Annotated in this window: 18 protein-coding genes; 9 read left to right on the top strand and 9 right to left on the bottom strand. The window is 64.8% G+C overall.

The window, feature by feature from the left end; genetic code table 11:
• Positions 1-32: 32 nt before the first annotated feature.
• The gene (locus FIV42_RS24570; RefSeq protein WP_141200255.1) at positions 33-1,781 is read right to left on the bottom strand and encodes a glycoside hydrolase family 1 protein; all 1,749 of its coding nucleotides are present in this window, start codon (positions 1,779-1,781) and stop codon (positions 33-35) included.
• Positions 1,782-2,491: 710 nt separating this feature from the next.
• Between FIV42_RS24570 and FIV42_RS24565 the strand changes: the two genes are divergently transcribed.
• Together FIV42_RS24565 and FIV42_RS30400 are read left to right on the top strand one after the other, a co-directional pair.
• Positions 2,492-4,378 (top strand): ABC-F family ATP-binding cassette domain-containing protein, encoded by a 1,887-nt coding sequence (locus FIV42_RS24565; protein WP_168210918.1) that lies wholly within the window; start codon positions 2,492-2,494, stop codon positions 4,376-4,378.
• A 555-nt stretch (positions 4,379-4,933) separates the two neighbouring features.
• Positions 4,934-5,071: a hypothetical protein gene (locus FIV42_RS30400; RefSeq protein ID WP_168210284.1), complete on the top strand. Its 138-nt coding sequence runs from the start codon at positions 4,934-4,936 to the stop codon at positions 5,069-5,071.
• On the opposite strand, the gene FIV42_RS24555 is transcribed toward FIV42_RS30400, so the two are convergent.
• Positions 5,068-5,799 carry a hypothetical protein gene (locus FIV42_RS24555; protein WP_141200252.1) on the bottom strand — a complete coding sequence of 244 codons (732 nt, stop codon included), beginning with the start codon at positions 5,797-5,799 and terminating at the stop codon, positions 5,068-5,070. The two genes, FIV42_RS30400 and FIV42_RS24555, sit on opposite strands and share 4 nt — an antisense overlap.
• Before the next feature lie 61 nt (positions 5,800-5,860).
• Here FIV42_RS24555 and FIV42_RS24550 point away from each other — a divergent pair, with 61 nt between their 5' ends.
• The 3 genes from FIV42_RS24550 (at position 5,861) to FIV42_RS24540 (ending at position 9,121) form a co-directional block, all read left to right on the top strand.
• On the top strand, positions 5,861-6,106 hold the full coding sequence (locus tag FIV42_RS24550) for a ribbon-helix-helix domain-containing protein (protein ID WP_141200251.1): 246 nt from the start codon (positions 5,861-5,863) through the stop codon (positions 6,104-6,106).
• Between the two features lie 466 nt (positions 6,107-6,572).
• Complete coding sequence (gene ettA / locus FIV42_RS24545) at positions 6,573-8,237, top strand: energy-dependent translational throttle protein EttA (RefSeq protein WP_141200250.1); 1,665 nt, start codon at positions 6,573-6,575, stop codon at positions 8,235-8,237.
• A 110-nt stretch (positions 8,238-8,347) separates the two neighbouring features.
• Positions 8,348-9,121 carry a hypothetical protein gene (locus FIV42_RS24540; protein ID WP_141200249.1) on the top strand — a complete coding sequence of 258 codons (774 nt, stop codon included), beginning with the start codon at positions 8,348-8,350 and terminating at the stop codon, positions 9,119-9,121.
• Here FIV42_RS24540 and FIV42_RS24535 read toward each other — a convergent pair.
• Positions 9,081-9,650: a hypothetical protein gene (locus FIV42_RS24535; protein ID WP_141200248.1), complete on the bottom strand. Its 570-nt coding sequence runs from the start codon at positions 9,648-9,650 to the stop codon at positions 9,081-9,083. The two genes, FIV42_RS24540 and FIV42_RS24535, sit on opposite strands and share 41 nt — an antisense overlap.
• Before the next feature lie 84 nt (positions 9,651-9,734).
• Positions 9,735-11,159, bottom strand: coding sequence for an MBL fold metallo-hydrolase (locus FIV42_RS24530; protein ID WP_141200247.1), 1,425 nt, complete (start codon positions 11,157-11,159; stop codon positions 9,735-9,737).
• Between the two features lie 182 nt (positions 11,160-11,341).
• Here FIV42_RS24530 and FIV42_RS24525 point away from each other — a divergent pair, with 182 nt between their 5' ends.
• Together FIV42_RS24525 and FIV42_RS24520 are read left to right on the top strand one after the other, a co-directional pair.
• Positions 11,342-11,806: a hypothetical protein gene (locus FIV42_RS24525; protein WP_141200246.1), complete on the top strand. Its 465-nt coding sequence runs from the start codon at positions 11,342-11,344 to the stop codon at positions 11,804-11,806.
• Positions 11,807-11,883: 77 nt separating this feature from the next.
• Positions 11,884-12,576, top strand: coding sequence for a YbhB/YbcL family Raf kinase inhibitor-like protein (locus FIV42_RS24520; RefSeq protein WP_141200245.1), 693 nt, complete (start codon positions 11,884-11,886; stop codon positions 12,574-12,576).
• A gap of 99 nt (positions 12,577-12,675) precedes the next feature.
• On the opposite strand, the gene FIV42_RS30395 is transcribed toward FIV42_RS24520, so the two are convergent.
• Both FIV42_RS30395 and FIV42_RS24515 read right to left on the bottom strand, forming a co-directional pair.
• Positions 12,676-12,840 carry a hypothetical protein gene (locus FIV42_RS30395; RefSeq protein ID WP_168210917.1) on the bottom strand — a complete coding sequence of 55 codons (165 nt, stop codon included), beginning with the start codon at positions 12,838-12,840 and terminating at the stop codon, positions 12,676-12,678.
• 231 nt (positions 12,841-13,071) lie between these two features.
• A complete protein-coding gene (locus FIV42_RS24515; protein ID WP_141200244.1) occupies positions 13,072-13,872 on the bottom strand; it encodes a hypothetical protein in 801 nt (266 codons plus the stop codon).
• Positions 13,873-14,145: 273 nt separating this feature from the next.
• On the opposite strand from FIV42_RS24515, the gene trxA reads away from it, so the two are divergent.
• The gene (gene trxA, locus FIV42_RS24510; protein ID WP_141200243.1) at positions 14,146-14,496 is read left to right on the top strand and encodes a thioredoxin; all 351 of its coding nucleotides are present in this window, start codon (positions 14,146-14,148) and stop codon (positions 14,494-14,496) included.
• Positions 14,497-14,562: 66 nt separating this feature from the next.
• On the opposite strand, the gene FIV42_RS24505 is transcribed toward trxA, so the two are convergent.
• Both FIV42_RS24505 and FIV42_RS24500 read right to left on the bottom strand, forming a co-directional pair.
• Entirely contained in the window at positions 14,563-16,395 is a 1,833-nt protein-coding gene (locus FIV42_RS24505) for a PQQ-dependent sugar dehydrogenase (protein ID WP_168210916.1), read from the bottom strand.
• Between the two features lie 188 nt (positions 16,396-16,583).
• Positions 16,584-18,113, bottom strand: coding sequence for a lipase family protein (locus FIV42_RS24500; RefSeq protein WP_141200241.1), 1,530 nt, complete (start codon positions 18,111-18,113; stop codon positions 16,584-16,586).
• A 100-nt stretch (positions 18,114-18,213) separates the two neighbouring features.
• Between FIV42_RS24500 and FIV42_RS24495 the strand changes: the two genes are divergently transcribed.
• Positions 18,214-18,903: an HAD family hydrolase gene (locus FIV42_RS24495; protein ID WP_141200240.1), complete on the top strand. Its 690-nt coding sequence runs from the start codon at positions 18,214-18,216 to the stop codon at positions 18,901-18,903.
• Positions 18,904-18,923: 20 nt separating this feature from the next.
• On the opposite strand, the gene FIV42_RS24490 is transcribed toward FIV42_RS24495, so the two are convergent.
• Positions 18,924-20,762 carry a metallophosphoesterase family protein gene (locus tag FIV42_RS24490; protein WP_141200239.1) on the bottom strand — a complete coding sequence of 613 codons (1,839 nt, stop codon included), beginning with the start codon at positions 20,760-20,762 and terminating at the stop codon, positions 18,924-18,926.
• Between the last annotated feature and the right edge of the window lie 26 nt (positions 20,763-20,788).

Below are 20,788 nucleotides of genomic sequence, written 5' to 3'. Positions count from 1 at the left end.
CTCGGTTTCAGCAACGCCTTCAATTACGGAGTCTACTCTTCGACCGCCTCACTCATCGGCCCCAACCCGCCATAATCGTCGCGCTGCGCCTCGGTCAACTTGCGCGCCCCGGCGACCTCGCCGAACACCGTCGCCCCCTCGGTCGGGGTGCGCTCCATCGTGTCGAGGTCGACCGAGTAGAGCCCGAACTTCGGGTGATATCCCTCGGCCCACTCGAAGTTGTCCATCAGGCTCCAGTGGTAGTAGCCGCGAAGGTCGACCCCGTCGTCGATGGCGCGCTGCATCTGCTCGAGGGTGCGCACGACATTCTCGGCGCGGCGCGTGCCGTTTTTGGCCGCGATGCCTGCCTCGGTCACCACCAGCGGGACGTCCGGGTAGCGCTCGGACAGGTCGGTCAGCACGTTGTAGATGCCCGGCTCATAATACTCGTAGCCCATCGACGGCACCCAGTGCGACGCGTCGCGGCTGGGCAGGCACGAGCCGAAGTCGAAGGTATCGAAGCAGATCGTCGCGTCGACCAGCGGGATGAGCTCGACCTTGGCGGTGACCCCCGCCCGAAAGTAGTACTGCGCCCCCAACCAGTCGAGCTTTCCGGCCCAGTCGGGGTGCTGCTCGTCGGGCGAGCCGTCGAAGTCGGCGTCGAAGGTGCCGTTGATGACCGAGTCGGGGAACAGGTGGTGGTAGACGTACCAGATGCGCTCGGTCGCCGCGATGTCCTCGGTGTTGGTGCTCGGCGCGTTGTCGCGCGCCGGCTGCCAGTCGACGATCGACAGCGAAAAGCCCACGTCGGCCGCCACGCCGTCGCCGTCGGCGTCGACGGTGTCGTTCTGCTTGATGGCGTCGTACACCGCCACGTGCGCTTTGATGTAGTTGCGAAGCACCACCGGCACGCGCTGCGCGTCGCTGAGCAACAAGTCCTCACCGGGCGGGAAGAACCCGACCCCGTAGCTCGCCAGCAGGTAGTTGATAGGCTCGTTGAGGGTGCACCACTCGTCGACCCGGTCGCCATACTCTCGGGCGAGCAACGCCGCGTGCTCGGCGAGTTCGTCGATGATCTGGTCGGCCCCGCCGGGGTGCGCCCAACCGCACAGATTCGCGTCGGTCGGCTCCTGGGCGTCGGTGCACGGATCTTCGCGGAAATCGTGCACCCAGATCGGGTTGGAGAAGTGATGCACGGTGATCATCGGCCGAATGCCGGCGTCGACCAACCCGTCGATAAACGCGTCGTAGTGGTCGACGCCGGCTTGGTCGACCTCGTCGCGCCTGGGCTCGATGCGCGACCAGTCGACGCTGAACCGGTACGCGTCGAGGTTCATCGCCTCCATGAGCCCGATATCCTCGAGCGCCTTCGACGCCCCCGACACCGCGTCGCCCACCGGCTCGCTCTCGCCCATGCCGCCCTGGTCTTCGGGAAGCGTCCAGAAATACCAGTCGTTGCGGGTCAGCCCATCCTCGATCTGGGCGGCCGCGGTGGCCGCGCCGAACCGAAAGCCCCCCTCGCCCGACGCCTGCGACAGCGACCCCAGCTCACCAAAGCTGACCTCGCCGGGCGCCAGCGCATAGGCGTCGAAATCCTCGGCGTCCGCCCCCGCATCCGCATCTTCGGACGCATCCGACACGGTATCAGACACCGTGTCCGCGCCCGCATCGGCGGTATCGGAATCGCCATCCGCACGAGCATCGCCGCCCGCGTCGGCGACGAGCCCGCCGTCGTCGATCTTATCGTCGCCGCAGGCGGCCAAGAGAGCAGCTACACAGCAAAACAGCAACAACTTGCGCATCCTTCGACCTCGGAAAACAGCGTATTGGCTACGCGGCCGAGCTTAGCACAGGTGGTGGTTTTGCAGGAATCCCTGCGCCCCCATCAATGTCCCCGTACGGGAACCGGGTTCCCCGACGAGCCGCATTTCATGCGGGTCTGCCGGAAACCGGATGCCGACCCCGTGACCGTGACCGTCTGATCATCCCACACATCTCATTTGCCGATGCGGAGCCGGGGCTTGCCCACTTGTTTTGCTAAGCAGGGGTTGGTCGGCGTTGAGGAATCGCACGCCCGACCCCAAGGCGAGCCTTGGGGCTGCACCGGCGAGGGCTCCGCGGGCAGCAAGCAGCCGCTCCGCGTGCCGCAACACGGCGCCTGACACCGCGTCGACGGCTCCGTGATCGTCGTCGTGATCGGCGGTTGTTGTTCGCGGCGAGACAAACGGCCGATCACGATCACGACGACGATCACGGCCGCACAACGCGGTGCCTGACACCTCGTCGTCGCGCGGCCCAGCTGGGGCGGGGACGCCCCAGGGCGGGCGAGGACGCCGCGCGCCCCGGGCAGGTTGTGCGCTTTCGCCATTTGTGTTGGGTGGTGAGCCGTGACCGTCCCCGTGACCGCCCATTGCGCCTTTGCCCTTCCCTGTGCAACCCTCCCCGCGGAAGGCTCGACCCACCTCGTTTGTTCTCGGCACGCATGAACGTCCTAAACGTCCAAAATCTCTCGATGTCCTTCGGGACCGACGTCATCTTCGACGACGTCGACTTCGCAGTCGACGACGGCGAGCGCGTGGCCCTGATGGGGCCGAACGGCATCGGCAAGACGACGCTGTTTCGCATTCTGATCGGCCGCTACGAGGCCGACGCGGGCAAGATCGCGCTCAGAAACGGCGCGCGTCTGTCGCACCTGTCACAGGAGACGCATCTCGACCCGGGGGCCACCCCGCGCGAGATCGTCGGCGAGGCGGTGCGTCCCTTGCGCGAGGCCATCGCGGCCTACGAGAAGTTGTCGGCCGAGATCGAGCACGCCGACGATCTCGACGCGGCCATCCGCCGCCAGGACGAGATGCGCCAGCGCATCGAGAGCCTGGGCGGCTGGGACTGGGAGCGCCGCGTCGACGAGGTCTTGGCGCGTCTGGGGCTCGCCGAGCACCTCGACGCCAAGATCCGCTACCTGTCGGGCGGCCAGCGCCGCCGCGTGGCTCTGGCAGGCGTGCTCATCGAGTCTCCCGACCTGCTCCTGATGGACGAGCCCACCAACCACCTCGACCCGGACACCGTCGAGTGGCTCGAGGGGTGGCTGCGCCAGTTTTCCGGCGCGCTCTTGCTCATCACCCACGACCGCTACTTCCTCGAGCAGGTCGCCGAGCGCATCATCGAGGTCGCCCCCGACGGGCTGCACAGCCACCCGGGCACCTACGAGGAGTTCGTCGACCGCAAGGAGCACCGCGCCGAGGTGCGCCGCAAGACGAAGCAGCGCAAGCAAAAGCTGCTCGACGACGAGCTCGACTGGCTCGACCGCGGCGTCAAAGCCCGCGGGCGCGCCTCGAAAGACCGCCACAAAGAGATCGAACTCGCCAAAAAGCAGCAGCGCCTGCTCGACGAGCGCCAGGTCGACATCCCCATCTCCAACGGCCCGTCGATGGGCGCGCACGTGCTGTCGGCGCGCGGCATCTACAAGTCCTACGGCGACCGCCAGGTCCTCGAGGACGTGAGCATCTCGATCGTCCCCGGCGACAAGCTCGGCATCCTGGGGCCCAACGGCTGCGGCAAATCGACCCTGCTCGACATCCTCATGGGCCGCGAGCGCCTCAACGCCGGCGTGGTCGAGAAGAGCGAGGAGACCAAGATTGGCTACCTGAGCCAATCGGACATGACCATGGACCCCGACAAGTCGGTCTTCGACGCCTTCAGCGAGAGCGACTACGTCTGGATCGGCGATACCCGCTACCACAAGCGCAAGTACCTCGAGCGCTTTCTCTTTGGCAAAAAGCTCCTCAAGACGCCCGTCAAGATGCTCTCCGGCGGCCAGCTCCGCCGGCTTCGCCTGGCCCGCGTCATCGCCCAAAACGCCAACCTGCTCATCCTCGACGAGCCCACCAACGACCTCGACATCGAGTCGCTGCGCGCCCTCGAAGAGGCTCTCGTCGACTACAAGGGCTGCATCGTCGTGGTCAGCCACGACCGGTACTTCCTGAACCGGGTGTGCAACAGCATCTGCGCCTTCGAAGACGGCGACCTCGTGCGCTACTACGGCGACTACGACGACTACCGCGAGCAACGCGACCAGAAACTCGAAGCCCGCCGCGCCTCGCCGACGGCTCTGCCGACCGACGAGAAAGAGGCCGAGGACGACGAGCTCGACGAAGAGCCCGAGAATGAGCAAAACAAGAAGTTGAGCTGGAAGGAAAAGCGTCGCCTCGAGGAGCTCGAACACGAGATCATGGAGGCCGAGGCCCAAAAAGACGCTCTCGAAGCCGAACTCGCCGACCCCGACCTGTACGCCAACCGCTCCGATGAGATTGCCGAGCTCAATACGAAGCTGCGTGATGTGACGGCGCGGTTGGAGGGGTTGTACGGGGAGTGGGAGGGGTTGGAGATGCGTCGGGGGTAGGTAAAAAGGCTTCCTCCTCCTCGGTCCTCCTCCACTTCGCTTCGCTCGCAGAGGAGGCGTCCCCTCCTCGGTCCTCCCCTACGCTACGCTTTGCTTCGCGCAGGGGAGGAAGATGTTGCTGCATCGCACCCCGTACAGAGATCGATGTAGCTTCAACGCACCCCGTACAGAGATCGATGTAGCTTCAACGCACCCCGTACAGAGATCGGTGTAGCTTCAACGCACCTTGTACAGCGATCGACAATGCAACATCTTCCTCTCCGCCCGTAGCAAAGCGAAGGGATGGAGAGGACCGAGGAGAGGCCCCCCTTTCCGCCCGTAGCGAAGCGAAGGGATGGAGAGGGATCGAGGGAGAGGCCCCTCCCCTCCCCCTCCAACTTCTGCTATCCTCCCCCAACATCTCCACAACGCCGTATCGCTTCCGGCAGGCATTCTCGACCCTGCGAGCAGCCTCGTAAGAGCCTCTGGCAGGCAATTTCGACCTTGCGAGCAGCCTCGAAAACCTGTGGCACGGGTGGACGAGGGCTCGACGGAAGCATTGAGGTCCGTCGGGGAATGTACTTGCCGCGCGCCGACGACCACGACTACGACCACGACTACGGCCACGACTACGACTACGACCACAGCCACGACCACGACCACGGCCACGGCCAAGACGACGTCCACGACTACGCCATCCGCCCCATCCCCTAATCTTCAGGCGGCCCCGGCAGTCGCATCGGTGGGTCGTTGACGAAGGCGCGAGTCAATTCGAGTTGCTCTGCACAAATGAACGAGGCCTTCAGTTCCGGCGGCAGCCCTCCAAAGAACATGTCGAACGGTACGTACAGACACTCCAATTCGCCCCCACTCTCCAAGTCGACCCGCACGCGAAGTGCATCTTGGGTCTCCTCACCGACCTCGAGCGACTCCTCGCCGAGCCAATCGAACGCATCGTAGTCGTCCGGCACCGACAAGTGTTTGCCGAGAAACTGCACGACGAGCACCGCCGCGCCGCGGAAGACGTAGCCCGACACATCGACATAGGCAGGTGAATCTCCGGAGTCGATCATGCTCCGACATCTGGGCTGCCGCTCGGCCGAGTCGAGCTCGGCGAGTGCCGCCAACGCGCCGGTCGGCAGGTTGCGAAAGAACCCGTGGACGACCCGCTCGGCGCACTGCGCGGGCACGCGCCGCTTCGGGCCGTCGATGTCGTAGCGCCTGTCGACGATGGCCTCTGGGTTGCACCGCGCCTCGAAGTTGAAGCTCACCGGACAACTGACGCGATAGGGATACAAGCGAGGGTCATAGTCGTAGTATGCATCCCTCGCCATGTTGGCGCCTCGCTGGTTCAGATGCCGCCCGTGAATCAAGAACCAGACGCTCCATCCGAGCAGCACCAAGGCTGCACACACGGCCGCAATGTTGACGATTCGCTTCATGCTATCTCCTGTCGGGGCCAGCGAGCTGCCAGCACACCAGAAATAGCGCCCCAACTACGTCGTGTCGAACGCTGTGAGGGCTGAGCCCGGCGGTCGGGGACGACCGCGCCCCGACGGGAGTGAAGCGGTGCGCGCCGGCGTGCGCTTGCTCGAAGACCAGGTCCGCGAGCGCGAGGCGAAGCTGCAACTGTTGCGCAAGGCCGTCGAGCAGGGTGTTGTCGAACTCGACCACGGCGAGGGCATCCCGGGCGACAAAGTCTTCGGTCAACTCCTCGCCGGCCTTCACGAAGGAGAGGACAGCCCGTGAGAAGCGGGGTTGGAGATGCGTCGGGGGTAGGTAAAAAGGCTTCCTCCTCCTCGGTCCTCCTCCACTTCGCTTCGCTCGCAGAGGAGGCGTCCCCTCCTCGGTCCTCCCCTACGCTACGCTTTGCTTCGCGCAGGGGAGGAAGATGTTGCTGCATCGTACTCTGTACCGAGATCGATAAAGCAACATCGCACTCTGTACAGAGATCGACAAAGCAACGTCTTCCTCTCCGCCCTTAGCGAAGCGAAGGGATGGAGAGGACCGAGGAGAGGCCCCCTTTCCGCCCGTAGCGAAGCGAAGGGATGGAGAGGGATCGAGGGAGAGGCCCCCCATCCCCACCATCAACCCATCCCCACCATCCGGGCACAAACACAACGCTTTGTCCGTTGCAAACACGCCGCGGCACAACTAACGTGCCGCCATAAGCTGATCCTGCGAATCAACCCTAAGAAAACCGAGGCATACGACGATGGCAAAAGAATTCATCTACTCGATGAAGGACCTCAAGAAGACCGCTCCCGACGGAAAGAAGATCCTCGACGGCATCTGGCTGTCGTTCTTTCCCGGCGCCAAGATCGGCGTGGTCGGCCCGAACGGCTCGGGTAAGTCGACCTTGCTGCGCATCATGGCGGGCATCGACACCGACATTAACGGGGAGACCTGGGTCGACCCGGACGCCACCGTGGGCTACCTGCCCCAGGAGCCCGAGCTCGACCCGAAGCTGACCGTGCGTGAGAACGTCGAGAAGGGCCTGGGCGGGGTGCGTGCGCTGCTCGACCGCTACGAGGAGGTCTCGGCCAAATTCGCCGAGGTCGGCCCCGACGAGATGGACGCGCTCATCGCCGAGCAGGCCGAGCTGCAGGACAAGATCGAGGCGGTCGACGGGTGGGATATCGACCGCACCCTCGACGTGGCGATGGACGCGCTGCGCGTGCCCGCCGGCGACGGCAGCGTCGAGCACCTGTCGGGTGGTGAGCGCCGCCGGGTGGCGCTGTGCGCGCTGTTGCTCCAGAAGCCCGACCTGCTGCTGTTGGACGAGCCGACGAACCACCTCGACGCCGAGACGGTCGCCTGGCTCGAGCGCACGCTGCAGGACTACGAGGGCACCGTCATCGTGGTCACCCACGACCGCTACTTTCTGGACAATATCACCGAGTGGATCTTGGAGCTCGAGGGCGGCAAGGGGATTCCGTTCGAGGGCAACTACACGAGCTGGCTGCAGCAGAAGCTCAAGAGCCTCGAGGAGAGCGGGCGCGAAGGCAGCGCGCGCTACGAGACGCTCGCGCGCGAATACGAGTGGTCGAAGCTGTCGAACGAGGAGCGCACGGAGCGCTCCCAGCAGCGCCTTCGCAACTTCGACGAGCTGCAGGGCAAGGCCAGCCGCCACAAGCACGCCATCGACATCCCGCCCGCCCCGCGGCTGGGCAACGTGGTCGTGCGCGGCGAGCATATCTCGAAGGGTTATGGCGACCGCCTGCTCATCGAGGACCTGACCTTCAACCTGCCCCCGGGCGGCATCGTGGGTATCATCGGCCCCAACGGCGCCGGCAAGACCACCCTCTTCCGTATGATGGCCGGCGACGAGGAGCCCGATTCAGGCGAGATCACCATCGGTGATACGGTCGAGCTGGCCAACGTCGACCAGATGCGGGGCACGCTCGACGACGACAAGACCGTCTACGAGACGATCTCGGGCGGCAGCGACACGCTGCGCATCGGCGGGCGCGACATCAACGCGCGCACCTACGTGGCGGCGTTCGGCTTCTCGGGGCGCACCCAGCAGCAGAAGGTGGGCACCCTGTCGGGCGGTGAGCGCAACCGCGTGCACCTGGCGCAGACGCTGCTCAAAGGGGGCAACCTGCTCTTGCTCGACGAGCCGTCCAACGACCTCGACGTCGAGACGCTCCGCTCGCTGGAGTACGCGCTCGAGGACTTCGCCGGCTGCGCCGTGGTCATCAGCCACGATCGCTGGTTCCTCGACCGCATCGCCACCCACATCATGGCCTTCGAGGGCAACTCGCAGGTCGTCTGGGTCGAGGGCAACTACCAAGACTACGAGCGCGACCGCAAAAAGCGCCTGGGCGAAGACGCCAAGCGACCCAGCCGCATCAAGTACAAGCCGCTGACGCGCTGAGCCGGCGCGTGGCGTCTGCACCGCAGGCGCCACGCCCGTCTTTCTTTGCGGCGCAAATTTGTGGTAAATACCGCGCAGATAACATCTGCTCCACTCCACACGGTTTTGCCATGAAACGCAGTATCCTGATCCTCGCCATCGTCTCCCTCCTCTCGCTGCTCGTCGGTTGCTCGGACGCGAGCGAAGACGACACCACCAACAACGACCTGATCGACGCCGGCGCCGAGGTCTCCGGGCCGGCCGAGGTCGAGTTGAGCTACAACTTCAACGACGGCAAGCAGGGCTGGGAGGCCGACGTGACCGACTACCCGGCCGGCGCGCGCGAGGGCATCGGCTTCGTCGAGCAGGTTCGCCCGCTTCCGGCCGAGGTCTCCGAGACCGACAAGGCCTACTATTTCGAGGGGCAGAACAGCGTCAGTGACATCTTCATGTTCATGCGCCGTCAGGTGGGTCCGGACGCCGGGCTCGAGCCGGAGACGGCGTATCGGGTCAAGTACACGCTGACCTTCGCGTCGAATTACCCGGAGGACTGCGCCGAGGAGAAGGGGCAGTTGATGTTTCTGAAGATGGGCGCGTCGACCTACAAGCCGGCCAACGTCGAGAGCGACGACAAGTCCAGCTTCAAGTTCAACATGCAGAAGGGTGACGGCGAGATGGGCGGCGAAGACGCCAGCGCCGCCGGCGACCTGACGCACAACGAAGAGTGCGCGATCATCTACGACCGCTACACCACGCTGACGCGCGAGCACACCCACAGCGCCTCGGTCGAGACCGACGCCAACGGCAACCTGTGGCTCATCGTGGGCGTCGACGCCGACTACCAGGGCGAGGTGTCGTACTACTTCAACCAGGTTGATGTGACACTGACCCCGCAGGTGGACTGACGTCCTCGTCTTGTTGCTGCTCTTCGTCCTCGTCGTGCTTTCGCAGCGGCGAGGTGCCGCTGCCGACCAGCAGGGTCAGGCCTTTGATGGTCTCGTAGAGCAGCAGCACAATCGAGATGAGCAAGCCGCCCAAGACCGCCGACGAGCCGATGATGGCGTAGTACGCCGCGCTGTACCACCAGGCGGGCACCGTCTCGGTCTTCTCCATGGGCACGTTGAGCAGCAAGAGCAGTACGAGCACCGAGCCGATGAGGGCCACCGAGTCGACCAGCGCCAGGCGGCGCATGCGCTCGTAGGTCTTGGCCTTGAGCTTGACGTCGATGCCCTGGGCAAACCCCAGGCTGGTCAACAACAACGCCAGAATCGTGGCCGCCGCGGTCATGATCGCCGAGCACAAAAAGCGCGTCGACGGCAAGATGGCCTCGACGAGCACCATCGCCTCGACGTTCGACACGCTGCCCAAGATGATGGTGCCGGCGCCGGCGACAAGCGCCCCGGCGATTCCCCCAACGACCGGTGTGATTTTCACGTGGCCCCCTTTTAGACGTCAGGTCCTGCGAACACGCGTGACCAAATGTGCTCGCAGGACCCGAACGCACAAGCCCCCCAGGCCTCACGACTCTTCCGTCCGGTAGCCTGCTTTTTTCCATCCGTCGAAGCCCGCCGGCATATTCGCCACGTGCTCGTAGCCCTCGGCGCGAAGCTGGCTGATGGCCAGGTTGGCGCGGATGCCGCTGGCGCAGTGGACCACGAGCTTCTGGTCGCGCGGGATCTCGTCGAGGTTGTCGCGAATCTTGCCGTAGTGGACGTGGATGGCGCCCGGGATGTGGCCCTCCTCCCACTCGGATTGGGCGCGCACGTCCAAAACCGTGGCGTCGTCGCTCTCCCACATCTTGTGGGCGTGCTCGACGTCGACGATGGGATAGCAGCCCAGTTCGCTGTCATCGACCGCGCCCTCGATGTGGGTGACGTAGCCCACGATATTGTCCATGCCGATGCGCACCAGCCGGCGAGTCGCCTCTTCCATCTGGTCGGCGCGCCCGATGAGCACCAGCGGGCGGTCGTCGTACGGGAGCACCCAGCCGGCGTGGGTGGACAGCTCCTCGAGCTTCGAGAAGTTCAGCGCCCCGGGCACATGCTTGGCGGCAAACGCCTCCTTGTCGCGCAGGTCGAGCAGGTGGGCGTCCTCGCGGCGCAGCGCGCGGAACTTGTCAGGCAAAAGCTTCGCCGGCGTGGGCAGCCCGCCCAAAAAGGTCATCCCGTCGCGGTTGAGCTCCTTCATCTTGCGAAAGTAGCTGGGCGTCTCGGGCTGGTCGGCCAAGAGCTCTTCGACGAAACCGCTCTGGTCGTTATCGTCGATATACTTCTTCCACCAGTTGTGCTTGGTCTCGTAGCCCACCGAGCTTGCCGGGATGGAGCCCAGGGCCTTGCCGCAGGCCGAACCGGCGCCGTGGCCGGGCCACACGAGCACCTCGTGGCTCAAGCCGACGAACTTGTCGCGCAGCGCCCCAAAGAGCTGCTTGCCGCCCTTTTTGGCCGTGCCGCTCTGGCCGGCGGCCGTCTCCAGAAGGTCGGGCCGGCCCAGGTCGCCCACGAAGACGAAGTCGCCGGTGAGCACCATCATCGGCTCGTCGGCCTGGGCGCCGTCGGTGACCAGGTAGGACAGGTGCTCGGGGGTATGGCCGGGCGTGTGCACGGCCTCGAAGCGCACGTTTCCGAGCGCGAAGCCGTCGCCATCCTTCAGGTGGACCGTGTCGAAATCATCCAACCCCTTGTACTTCCAGCCCGAGACCGTCTCGCCGGAGACGTACAGCTTACCGCCGACGGACTTGGCCAGCTCGCGCGCGCCGGACAAGAAGTCGGCGTGAATATGCGTCTCGAGCGCGCCCACAATCTCGAAGCCCTGCTCGCGGGCCTCGTCCAGATAGATGTCGATATCCCGCGTGGGGTCGACGACCACCGCCTCTCCTGTCGAGGCACAGGCGATTAGGTAAGAAGCTTGGGCGAGACCTTCGTCGTAGATGCGTTTGAAGAACATGGAGAACCTCCCTTCATGAGTCGTAGAGCGTTCGAAATCGTCTTCAAGCTAATTACGTCAGCGGCAACGTCGAGACCTGGGCGCGCTGCTCGCCGCTCGCACAAAGGACGAGCCTGCGCTAGACTGGCGGCGTCTTCGAGCACAAAACAGCGATTACCCTAGCTATCAGTGAGGCGCCTTCGATGAGCATTATCACCGCATTGAGCAACCTGTTTTCGGGCCGCAGCTTCTCCAAGATCAGCGCCGAGCAAGAGAAGGCGATGATCGACGCGCTGACCTACGCTATGGCCGTCGACCGCGAGATTGCCGGCGACGAGCAAAAGGAGCTGACGAGCTCGCTGCGCCACGTCAAATGGGAAGAAGAGATCCCGTTGGAGTCCTACGTGAGCGAGTCGGTCGCGCGCGCCAAGCGCATCAGCGCCCAGCCGGGCGACGCCCCCGACTACCTGCACCAGATCAGCGAGCGCCTTGGCGAGGACTGGTTGCGCGAAGAGACTTATTATCTGGCCGCGCGCATCGCCGCCTCCGACCGCGACATCGTCAGCGCCGAGCAGCTGCTGTTGAGCAACATGGTCCAGGCGTTCGAGCTCGACAACGACACCCAGGCCAGGATCGCCGACCAACTCATGCGCGAGACCGATTTCTAGGCCCACGGGTCGATTGAGAATACCCGGTCGGGGATTAGATTCCGCGCTGTCGACTACCCAAAACGAGGGAGTGCGCGATGAGGTACCGTGTGATCATGTTGTCCGCGCTGCTCATCATGGCAGCAGGATGCGAGACCGAGACCCCCGACCGGCCCGAAGACCCCACCGTCGAAGCCACCACCGAACAAGGCATGGCGGAGAGTCCCGAGGCCGCCGACGAACAAGCCCAACAAGACGACCAGGCGGACGACGAAGGCGGGGGCATGGAGTTCGGCCTGTCGACGACGGCCTTCGAAGACGGCGGGATGCTTCCGACCAAGTTCACCTGCGATGCCGAGGGCATGTCGCCGCCGCTGACCTGGTCGCAGCCGCCCGATGGCACCGAGAGCTACGCCATCATCATGACCGATCCGGACGCGCCCCAAGGCACCTTCCACCACTGGGGCATGTGGGGCATCCCGGGCGAAGAGCACGCGCTCGGCGAGAATGTGCCGCACGTGGAGCGAATCGTCGTGACCACGCCGGGCGCCCCGGAGACCGACGTCGACGCCTTCCAGGCGATCAACGACTTCGACAAGCTGGGCTACGGCGCGCCCTGCCCGCCCAAGGGTGACAAGCCGCACCGCTACGTGTTTCGCATCTACGCCATCGACCACCCGGGGGCCAAATTCGACGAGGTGCCCACCGTCGAGCAACTCGTGAAAGTGGTGACCGAAGACGCCATCGGCCAAGCCGAGATCACGGCGACCTACGAGCGCAAGGCCGAGTAGCCTCGGGCGCAAACCGACCGACTTGACCCAAACAGAGAAAGCCGCAGCCCAAAACGGACTGCGGCTTTCTCTGTATCTATGCGTCGAGCTCGGGCTCGCTCAGAACAAGTCGCGTTCGATGAGCACGTGCTCGGCCTTGTTGCCCACGCGAAAGAGACGCTGCTCGTCGCACAGGGCGGTGAACGCATCGCGTAGGTCGGTTTTGGTGAATTCATCGGACAGCGTGTCGAGCACGACGTCGCGGGTGACGTATTCGCGCTGCACTGCGACCTGGATAATCGCCTTTTCGGCGGTGTTCAGATCGGCGTAGTTGCGGCGCTCATCCGAGGAGAGATGGATATAGGGTCGGGCTGCTACCGTGATAATGCACCTCCTTGCTTCTACAGGTGAAAAGCGCCCTCGTGAGGCGCCCCCTCTAGCCAATCGGCCCCCAGCGTAGCACACTGGAGGCCGATTTGGCAAAAAGTCCTAATTATAGGTTGAGGAGCTCACCGTTTAGCGACACCAGTTGGAATCGACGCAGCGCTGGCCGACCTGCGGAACGTCGCAGCAGGTCTCGCCCTGACGGCATTCGGAGTCCTGGTTGCAAATGCCGCCGGTCCAGCAACTGTCGCGGGTGGTGCATGAGGTGGTCTGGCCGTCCGAGCAACAGATTTCGTTGCCCGAGCAGTCGGTGTTGGTCGTGCACGGGTCGCCGCTTCCGGTGCCGCCACCTCCACCACCGCCGCCACCGCAGCGCGTGGAGCAGATCTGGTTGCCCCAGACGTCACAACACCCTTCGTTCGGAGCGCATTCGTTGTCGCTCGAGCAGAAGCCGCCGCCGGTGCGACACTGGTCGCTCGTGACGCACTCGGTGGTACCTTGCCAGTCGACGGCGCAGCAGAGTGTGCCGCCGGTGCAATCGGCGTTGGTCGAGCAGGTGGTCGGGCCGGTGTCGACGGGCGAGGCGTCCGGAGTGACGTCTGGAGCCGTGTCCAACGCGGCGTCTTGCGGAGTAGGGGACGTGTCTTCGGGCACGCTGGTGTCCTCGGGCGTACCGATATCCGCGGGGTCGGGTGTGGTGTCCTGGGGCACGCTGGTGTCCGAGGCCGCGACATCGCCGCCACCGCTTGTGTCGGTGGGATCGGGCGAGGTGTCGTCAGCGGCCGTGTCGCTCTGGGCGTCGCCCAGGTTCCAACCGCCGTTGTTGTCGTCGCCGTTGTTGCTCGTCGCCGCTGCGTTCGGCTCGGTGCACCCCACCGAGACCATCAGCGCCATCCCCAACATCGAAGCCAGCCATCGCATCTTCAATCGCATCTGCAGTCTCCGGGCCAATTTGTGAGTTCTGCTCGGAGACGACTTTCTCAAATGTCGAATGGGAATTCAACCACCACCAACACCCTGATTCGACGCACTTTTCGGCGTCGACTTGCGCGTTATCGAGTGTGTTCTTAAGGTTCTGATTGACGAGGGAGGTTGCATCTGACGCTCAAGTCACTAGTGTGACCGCTCAATCTGACGCCGGGCACGGTAGCCCGCGCGCGTAGTCCAACGGACGGATTGTTCATCCTCATTCGAAGGAAGTAACTGATGAGCAACGACGCTATCGAGTTGACGACCGACAATTTCGAAGCAGAAGTTCTCGAATCGGACCTGCCTGTGGTCGTCGACTTTTGGGCCGAGTGGTGTGGCCCGTGTAAGGCACTGTCGCCCCTGGTCGACGAGTTGGCCGCCGAATACGACGGCCAAGTCAAAGTCGGCAAGGTCGATATCGACTCCAACACCCACCTCGCCAACGAGCACCGCATCCAAGCGGTCCCGACGCTGATTTTCTTCCACAAGGGGCATGTGCTTCGCCGGTTGACCGGCAACGTGTCGCGCAGCCAGCTCGAAGAGATGTTCGAGCAGCTGGTGGAAGTGGCCGAAGAAGACGAAGCGTGACGAGCTAGATCAACGCCGGCGCATGCTCTGCGCCGGCGTCTTGCTTCTGCCTTACTTGCTTCTGTCTTAGAAGAGATACCCGACAAGTAGATAGGCCACGTTGTTGTAGTTCTCCGGCGTACGAATGTAGTGCGGCGTGGCTCTGTCGTCGTACACCTCTGTCAGCCCGCGCTCGAAGCGCGCATCGACGGTCATCATCCCGCTGCCGAAGCCAAAGTCGGCCCCCAGCCCTCCCGCCACGGCGAAGCCCCAACGATTGAGCCGGTCGGTCATGATTTGGTCACCGGTGCGCGCGCTCAACACCAGCGTAGCCGCCGGGCCGGCCGTCAGACGCGGCTCGATCCAGCCGAAATTGAGCCTGCCCTCCATGAAGACCGGCAGGGTCAGGTGATGAGACAGGTGTCGGTCGTCGACGCTGTCGATCCCGGTGCCTTTCCAGGCGTAGATAAGCTCGGGCGCCACGGCCAGATACTCGTTGAACTCGAAGCGTGAGGCTACGCCCGCGGTGACGCCGGGCGCGAGGCTGGCGGTGACGACATCGTCTCCGCTGACGGTGGCCACGTTGGCGCCGGCTTTGACGCCCCAGCGCGCCTCCTGGGCGTGGACCTTGGCGCTCCACAGCGTGAGCACGGCCAGCAGGCAGGCGCAAATGGTGACTGCGCGCGGGACCTCTCGGCGGCGAAGCGCCCAGACGAGCAGCACCAGGCAAATGACGAGCAGCGCGCCCTGCGACCAAGGCACCGCCGCGTCCACTTGGCTGACCGTGCACACCGGAGTATCGGCGGGCCGCAGCTCGGTCCCCTCTTCGAGGATGGCGTTCTGGTCGAGCACGTCTTCGCGCGGGGCGATGCGCAAGATCTGACCTGCGGGCGTATCGCCGACCAGCACGTAGAGCGCGCCGTCGGTCCCGACCTTCACGTCGACCAAGCCGGCCTGAGGCTCCGAGCCCGGCAAGACGAAAAAGGGCACGGCCAACTCGAGACGGCGGCCATCGGCGGTGGAGACCAGTCGGTGCAACTCCCCGTAGCGGCGCCCGGTGACAAAGACGCTGCCGCGCAACGCGGGCATCAGCCCCTCGCGATAACCGGCCACGCCGGTCACCCTCGTCTGCCAACGAAATTCGTAGTGAGGGTCGAGCAACGAGGTCTCGTCGCACACCTCGGTCAGCGGGTAATTGTCGCAGTGGCCAATGACAACCGGCCAACCGTAGTTGCCGCCGGCGACCACGCGGCTGATTTCATCGTGTTCGGTCTCGCCGCTGTCGACCACCCACAGCGTGCCGTCCCCGACGGTCTCGAAGCCCTGCGGGTTGCGAAACCCATAGGCATACACCGCCGTCCCAAAGGGGTTGTCGGCGGGAACCGTGCCGTCGAGGTTGTAGCGAAGAATGCTGCCCGGAAGCCGGCGTGTGCTCTGGGCCTCGTTGTGCCGCCCCAGGTCGCCCAGGCCGACATAGATGTGGCCGTCGGCCACCTCGACACGCCCGGCATAGTTGCGATCTGAGTCGGGGTTGTTGGGCAAGACCTTCCAAGGATCCTCGAGCACCTCCCCGCCCTCGGGGGTCATTCGCGCCCGTGACAACCAGATGCGTGTCGGATCGGAGGCAGGAGTGTAGGCGACGATAAACCGACCGCTTTCGGCAAAGTCGTCGAAGACGTCGATGCCCAGCAGACCGGCCTGGCCCTTGACCGTGGGCGAAAAGCGCACCACCGGTCCCGCCACGAGGTTGCCGTCGCGCACCAGACGCACTTCCCCGCCCTTTTCGGTGACCAAGATGTCCCCGCTGGGAGCGATGGTCATCGCCGTGGGGTTCGCTAGCCCCTCGACGTAGCGCTCGGCGACGATCCCTCGGGGCAGCGCACCTGCCGCCGCCACCCAGCACAACAAGATCAGCGCCACCGCGGCCCCCGCCGCGATCAAACGCCCCGCGTTTTTCGATACAGCGCCACCAACAGAGTGATGCCCCTGCACGCCCATGTTCTGCCCCCTGATGTCGTTGATATCCCTTAAACTCGAATATCGACAGCAGAACGGGCGCGTCTACCCCCTTCCCGGCTAAGAGGCATCTCGAGGGGCCAAGTGCCGCCTCACTGCGTGCCTCGACAGGTGGTCGGCGAGGTGAGCTGACAAGCGGCCGCGTCGTCGAATTGCACCCGATCGATGCGCGCGTCGACAAAGTCGAGAATTTCGGGCATGGCGAAAAACGTCGTCTCGCCGTGGCCGGCGCCGGCGCACTCCAGAAACTCCATCTGCATGCCTTGATCACACAGCTCGACGAACGCGTCGCGCTCGATGGGCGTGTGCACCAGCTCGTCGTTCTCGCCGACCACGAACATCACGCCGTACGAGTCGCTCGTCGGCTCCAAGCGCGGCACCGACGTGGTCGTCAGCCCGTTCTCGGCGGTGATGCACCCCCATGGCTCGACCGAGCCGAGGGTATCGTCGACCGCGGCGTCGACCAGGGCCTGCTGGAAGATGTCCGTGGTGTCGGAGACGTCCGGGGCGATGTCGCCAAAGTCACACGTCGAGCCGAGCGCGTCGGGGATATCGGTCTCGTAGGGAGACACGAAGACCTCGTCGAGGCGATCCTCGACCCCGTACCAGCTGGCGGTGGTCCCCAAGAAGGCCACGGTGTTGCCCGTGGCGTTGACGAACTGCTCGAGCGCGCGGTCCATCTGGCCGAGCATGTCCGCCGGGGGCACGGTGGCCACCGAGCCGAGCAGCTCCAACTCACGGGCATAATACGGCGCGAGGCGATCGACCCACAGCGCCGCGTGGCCGCCCTGCGAGCCGCCAAAGGCGACGACCTCGGGCTTCAGACACCAGTCGCCACGCTTATCCGACGGCAAGTTGGCAGCGGCGCGCACGGCGTCGAGCGACGAAATCGCCGTCGACTGCCCCACCAAGTACGGGTGCAGAAATCCGGTCGGATCCGCAAAGCCTTTCAGGCCGATATAGTCGGGGGCGACGACCATATAACCAAAGGAGGCGAGCAGCGCGGCCAGCCCCTGCGATGCCAGGTCGGACGACGGCGCACATGCGTCGGTGAAGCCGGTGGTGCCGTGAAGCAACAACAGAACTTCTCGGGGCTCGGCGCCGGGCTGACGATCGGTCGGGAACGCCACCATCGCGCTCGCCTCGACCAATTGGCCGCGATCTTGAGTCATGTAGGCGTACTGAACCACCCGCGCATCGTGGGCGATCTCGCGCGGCGCGTTGATATTCTCACTGGAGAGGATGCCCTCGATGAACGCGGCGGGAAAATCCTTCTCGACGCCGATCTGGGTCACCTCGCCAAGGCGGGGGTCTTCGATCCACGTGTGTGACGGCTGGCCGCAACGCGCCGGGGCGTTGGCCAACGTGTCGGTCTCGGTCGTGCCGGCAATCTCAGGGGCCGGGAACGCCTCACAGCTCGGCGCATCCGCGTCGCTGTCTTCGCCGACGTCGCCATCGTGGCCGCCGTCACCGAGCGCGTCTTCGGAGACATCGCCGGCATCTGCGCTGATGTCGGTATCTTGGAGTGCGTTGGACTGACCGTTCCCCGAATCGTCACCGCAACCGACCAAAGCTGCGCTGCATCCAAGAATCAAGACAAGCAATAATCTGGCATTCAACATTCTTCGAGACTCCTATAACACTTGAAACCGTCGCGACGCGCGATGTTACCGATTACCGACACCTCGCGTCCAGCCTGCCCATAAAACGCAACGAACTATCATGACACAAGCCCATCCCAGCATTTTCCTGTTCGACATCGACGGCACGCTCATCTCGACGGCGGGCGCCGGGCGTCGCGCTTTCGAGCGCGCCTTCGCCGATCTGGCCGGCCCGGGTGATCACCTCGAGTTTTCCTTTGCGGGGATGACCGATCGCAGCATCGCCCGCCAAGGACTCGTCGCCGCCCAACTGGAGGCGACCGACGAGGCGATCGAGGCCGCCATCGAGGCTTACCTGGGGTTTCTGCCCGAGTTTGTCGATGCCGCCGACGGCTACACCATCTTTTCGGGTGTGGTCGAGCTGCTCGACGCGCTCGGCGAGCGCACGAACGCGGCCATCGGGCTGGGCACTGGCAACATCGAGCGCGGCGCGCGTATCAAGCTCGCACGTGGCGGGCTCAACCCTCACTTCGACTTCGGCGGGTTTGGCTGTGACGCCGAGGATCGCGCCGAGCTCATCGCCGCAGGCGCCCGGCGCGGCGCCGAGCGCCTCGGGATGGCGCTGGAGAGATGTCGGGTGATTGTCATCGGGGATACCGACCGCGACATCGCCGCCGCGCGGGCGATCGGCGCCGAATGCCTGGGGGTGGCCACCGGCGGCGCCACCGTCGACGAGTTGCTCTCGTACGGGGCGCACCACGGCGTCGAGGCGCTCACCGACCCGAGCGCACGCGAGTTTCTGTGGGGCTGACGACGTCCACGTGGGCGACTTCAGGGACCGGACAACTGCTGCAGAGTCTCTTCCGACTCGACGCGCGTAGGCCACTCCTCGGCCTCGATGGCCTGCGTGATCTTGGAGGTGAGCTTGAAGCGCAGCAACAGGTTCATCGTATCGAGCCCTTCCGCCCACTTGTCACGGTATGAGCGGTTGACGAAGAACTTGCGAGCCACGGCCAAATCGAGCGCCCAACGCGCCAGTGTGCCGTCGGCGGCGTTTTGCTCCATGTTGGTCACGTAGACGGACAGGTAGCCGGCGCCCTCGTAGACCAGCTCGATGATGCGTGACTGCATCGGGAAGTCGACCGTCGACGAGCACATGATCTCCCAGTAGCCCTGCTCGGGGTCGTGCGAGCCGCTGGGGCGCACCAGCTTCTTGGCGTTGTGATGGCCGTGGCCGGCCACGTGCAACACGACGTTGTCATACGAAGCCAACAGCGACTTGAACTCACCGCCGCTGACCACGCTCACCGGCCCGAAGTCCGAGGCCCGGTGGTGACTACCGACGATGACGAGCTCGCCGTTTCGCTGGGCGCTCTTCAGCTCGTCTTCCACCCACTCGAACTGGGTGCGGCTGATGCCGCCCAGCGCCGTGGGAAGATTACGCAGCAGGGTGTTGATGACGATAAAACGAACCGGCTTTCCCGGAATGGGATGAAAGCTGTAGTAGCCGAGTTCTTCGAAGACGTTGTTGTCGTCGATGCCGTGGCCAACGGGCTCGCCGCCGCCCGCTTGCAGGGCCGACAAGACTTGGCCCAGATCGAGGATGCGTCGTTTGGGGTCGGGCGGCGTCGTACCGCCCGTCACCACGTCGCCGTGGGGAGTCGAGCCGTCGCGAAATCCATTCGAGGCGGTGTCGATATTGCGCAGAAGGGGCAGATCGTCGGTAAAGTCGATGACTTGGTCACCCACCGCGGCCTCCTGGACCGCGTCGGTCGCCGGGAAGGTCCCCATGTAGAGGGTTTCGTGGTTGCCGACGGCCGGGTACCAAGGCACCCCGATGCCCGGTGAGCGAAACGGGTCGCCGAAGTCGTTGCCGGGTCCCGGCACCGGGTCGTCGTCGACGCCCGAGTCGGGGTCGATGACGCCGCCGGCCAAGATGTCGATGGTCCAGGCAAGCTCGTTTTCTTGGCCGCCGTCCGTCATGTCGCCGGCGATGAACGCGAAGTCGAACGGCCTGCCACTCGCCTCGCTGATACGCCGCGCGCTTCGCACCTGCGACTCGAAGACCTGCGCGATGAGGTGGCTCTGCGGCCGATACGTGCTCCCCATCGGCGCGATAGTGGTCCCCGCGAAGCGAATCGGCGACTCCTCGTCGATCATCTGGGGGTCGGCCGCCTCCCAGAAGTAGAGCAGACTGCTGCGCTCACCGCCGCTGCCTTGGCGAAATCCCGGCGCAAGCTCCCCGTGAATCACCCACGGCTTTCCAGCCTCGAATTGTACGCCGATATCGTAGTCGGCAAACCGCGCGATGTCGGTCACGCCGATTTCGCCGCCCATGGCGCTCTTGGCTGCGTCTGAGAGGGCGCGCGGTGCCCACAGTCCCTGCAGGGTCGTGTAGGGGGCCGCCGACAGCGCGTACTCGGGGACACCGTCGTCGGTCGCATCCTGCTCGGCGTCGCTTGCCTGGCTGCCGTCGGCGGCGTCGCGGGAGGACGTGTCGAAAGCGGTATCGTCGCTTCCGTCGAGCCCGGCGGTATCCGACGGGTCGACTTGGCGGTGCGGCTCGTCCTTCTGGTCGGTGCCGGACTCACACCCGGCGCTGGAACACGCAATCACACACGACAGCAGAAGCGCACCGGATGCGCGGCGTACGGCAAGTCGGGTCGTCATCGTCTCGGAACCCTCAATCGGTAGAT

The organism is Persicimonas caeni (assembly GCF_006517175.1).
Taxonomy (GTDB): domain Bacteria; phylum Myxococcota_A; class Bradymonadia; order Bradymonadales; family Bradymonadaceae; genus Persicimonas; species Persicimonas caeni.
This window is presented reverse-complemented; position numbering and strand designations above follow the sequence as displayed.

Excerpts from the sequence above, each read along its gene's own strand:
- FIV42_RS24570 (WP_141200255.1), bottom strand. The coding sequence starts at position 1,781 with ATGCGCAAGTTGTTGCTGTTTTGCTGTGTAGCTGCTCTCTTGGCCGCC.
- FIV42_RS24565 (WP_168210918.1), top strand. The coding sequence starts at position 2,492 with ATGTCCTTCGGGACCGACGTCATCTTCGACGACGTCGACTTCGCAGTC.
- FIV42_RS30400 (WP_168210284.1), top strand. The coding sequence starts at position 4,934 with ATGTACTTGCCGCGCGCCGACGACCACGACTACGACCACGACTACGGC.
- FIV42_RS24555 (WP_141200252.1), bottom strand. The coding sequence starts at position 5,799 with ATGAAGCGAATCGTCAACATTGCGGCCGTGTGTGCAGCCTTGGTGCTG.
- ettA (WP_141200250.1), top strand. The coding sequence starts at position 6,573 with ATGGCAAAAGAATTCATCTACTCGATGAAGGACCTCAAGAAGACCGCT.
- FIV42_RS24540 (WP_141200249.1), top strand. The coding sequence starts at position 8,348 with ATGAAACGCAGTATCCTGATCCTCGCCATCGTCTCCCTCCTCTCGCTG.
- FIV42_RS24530 (WP_141200247.1), bottom strand. The coding sequence starts at position 11,159 with ATGTTCTTCAAACGCATCTACGACGAAGGTCTCGCCCAAGCTTCTTAC.
- FIV42_RS24525 (WP_141200246.1), top strand. The coding sequence starts at position 11,342 with ATGAGCATTATCACCGCATTGAGCAACCTGTTTTCGGGCCGCAGCTTC.
- FIV42_RS24520 (WP_141200245.1), top strand. The coding sequence starts at position 11,884 with ATGAGGTACCGTGTGATCATGTTGTCCGCGCTGCTCATCATGGCAGCA.
- FIV42_RS24515 (WP_141200244.1), bottom strand. The coding sequence starts at position 13,872 with ATGCGATTGAAGATGCGATGGCTGGCTTCGATGTTGGGGATGGCGCTG.
- trxA (WP_141200243.1), top strand. The coding sequence starts at position 14,146 with ATGAGCAACGACGCTATCGAGTTGACGACCGACAATTTCGAAGCAGAA.
- FIV42_RS24500 (WP_141200241.1), bottom strand. The coding sequence starts at position 18,113 with ATGTTGAATGCCAGATTATTGCTTGTCTTGATTCTTGGATGCAGCGCA.
- FIV42_RS24495 (WP_141200240.1), top strand. The coding sequence starts at position 18,214 with ATGACACAAGCCCATCCCAGCATTTTCCTGTTCGACATCGACGGCACG.
- FIV42_RS24490 (WP_141200239.1), bottom strand. The coding sequence starts at position 20,762 with ATGACGACCCGACTTGCCGTACGCCGCGCATCCGGTGCGCTTCTGCTG.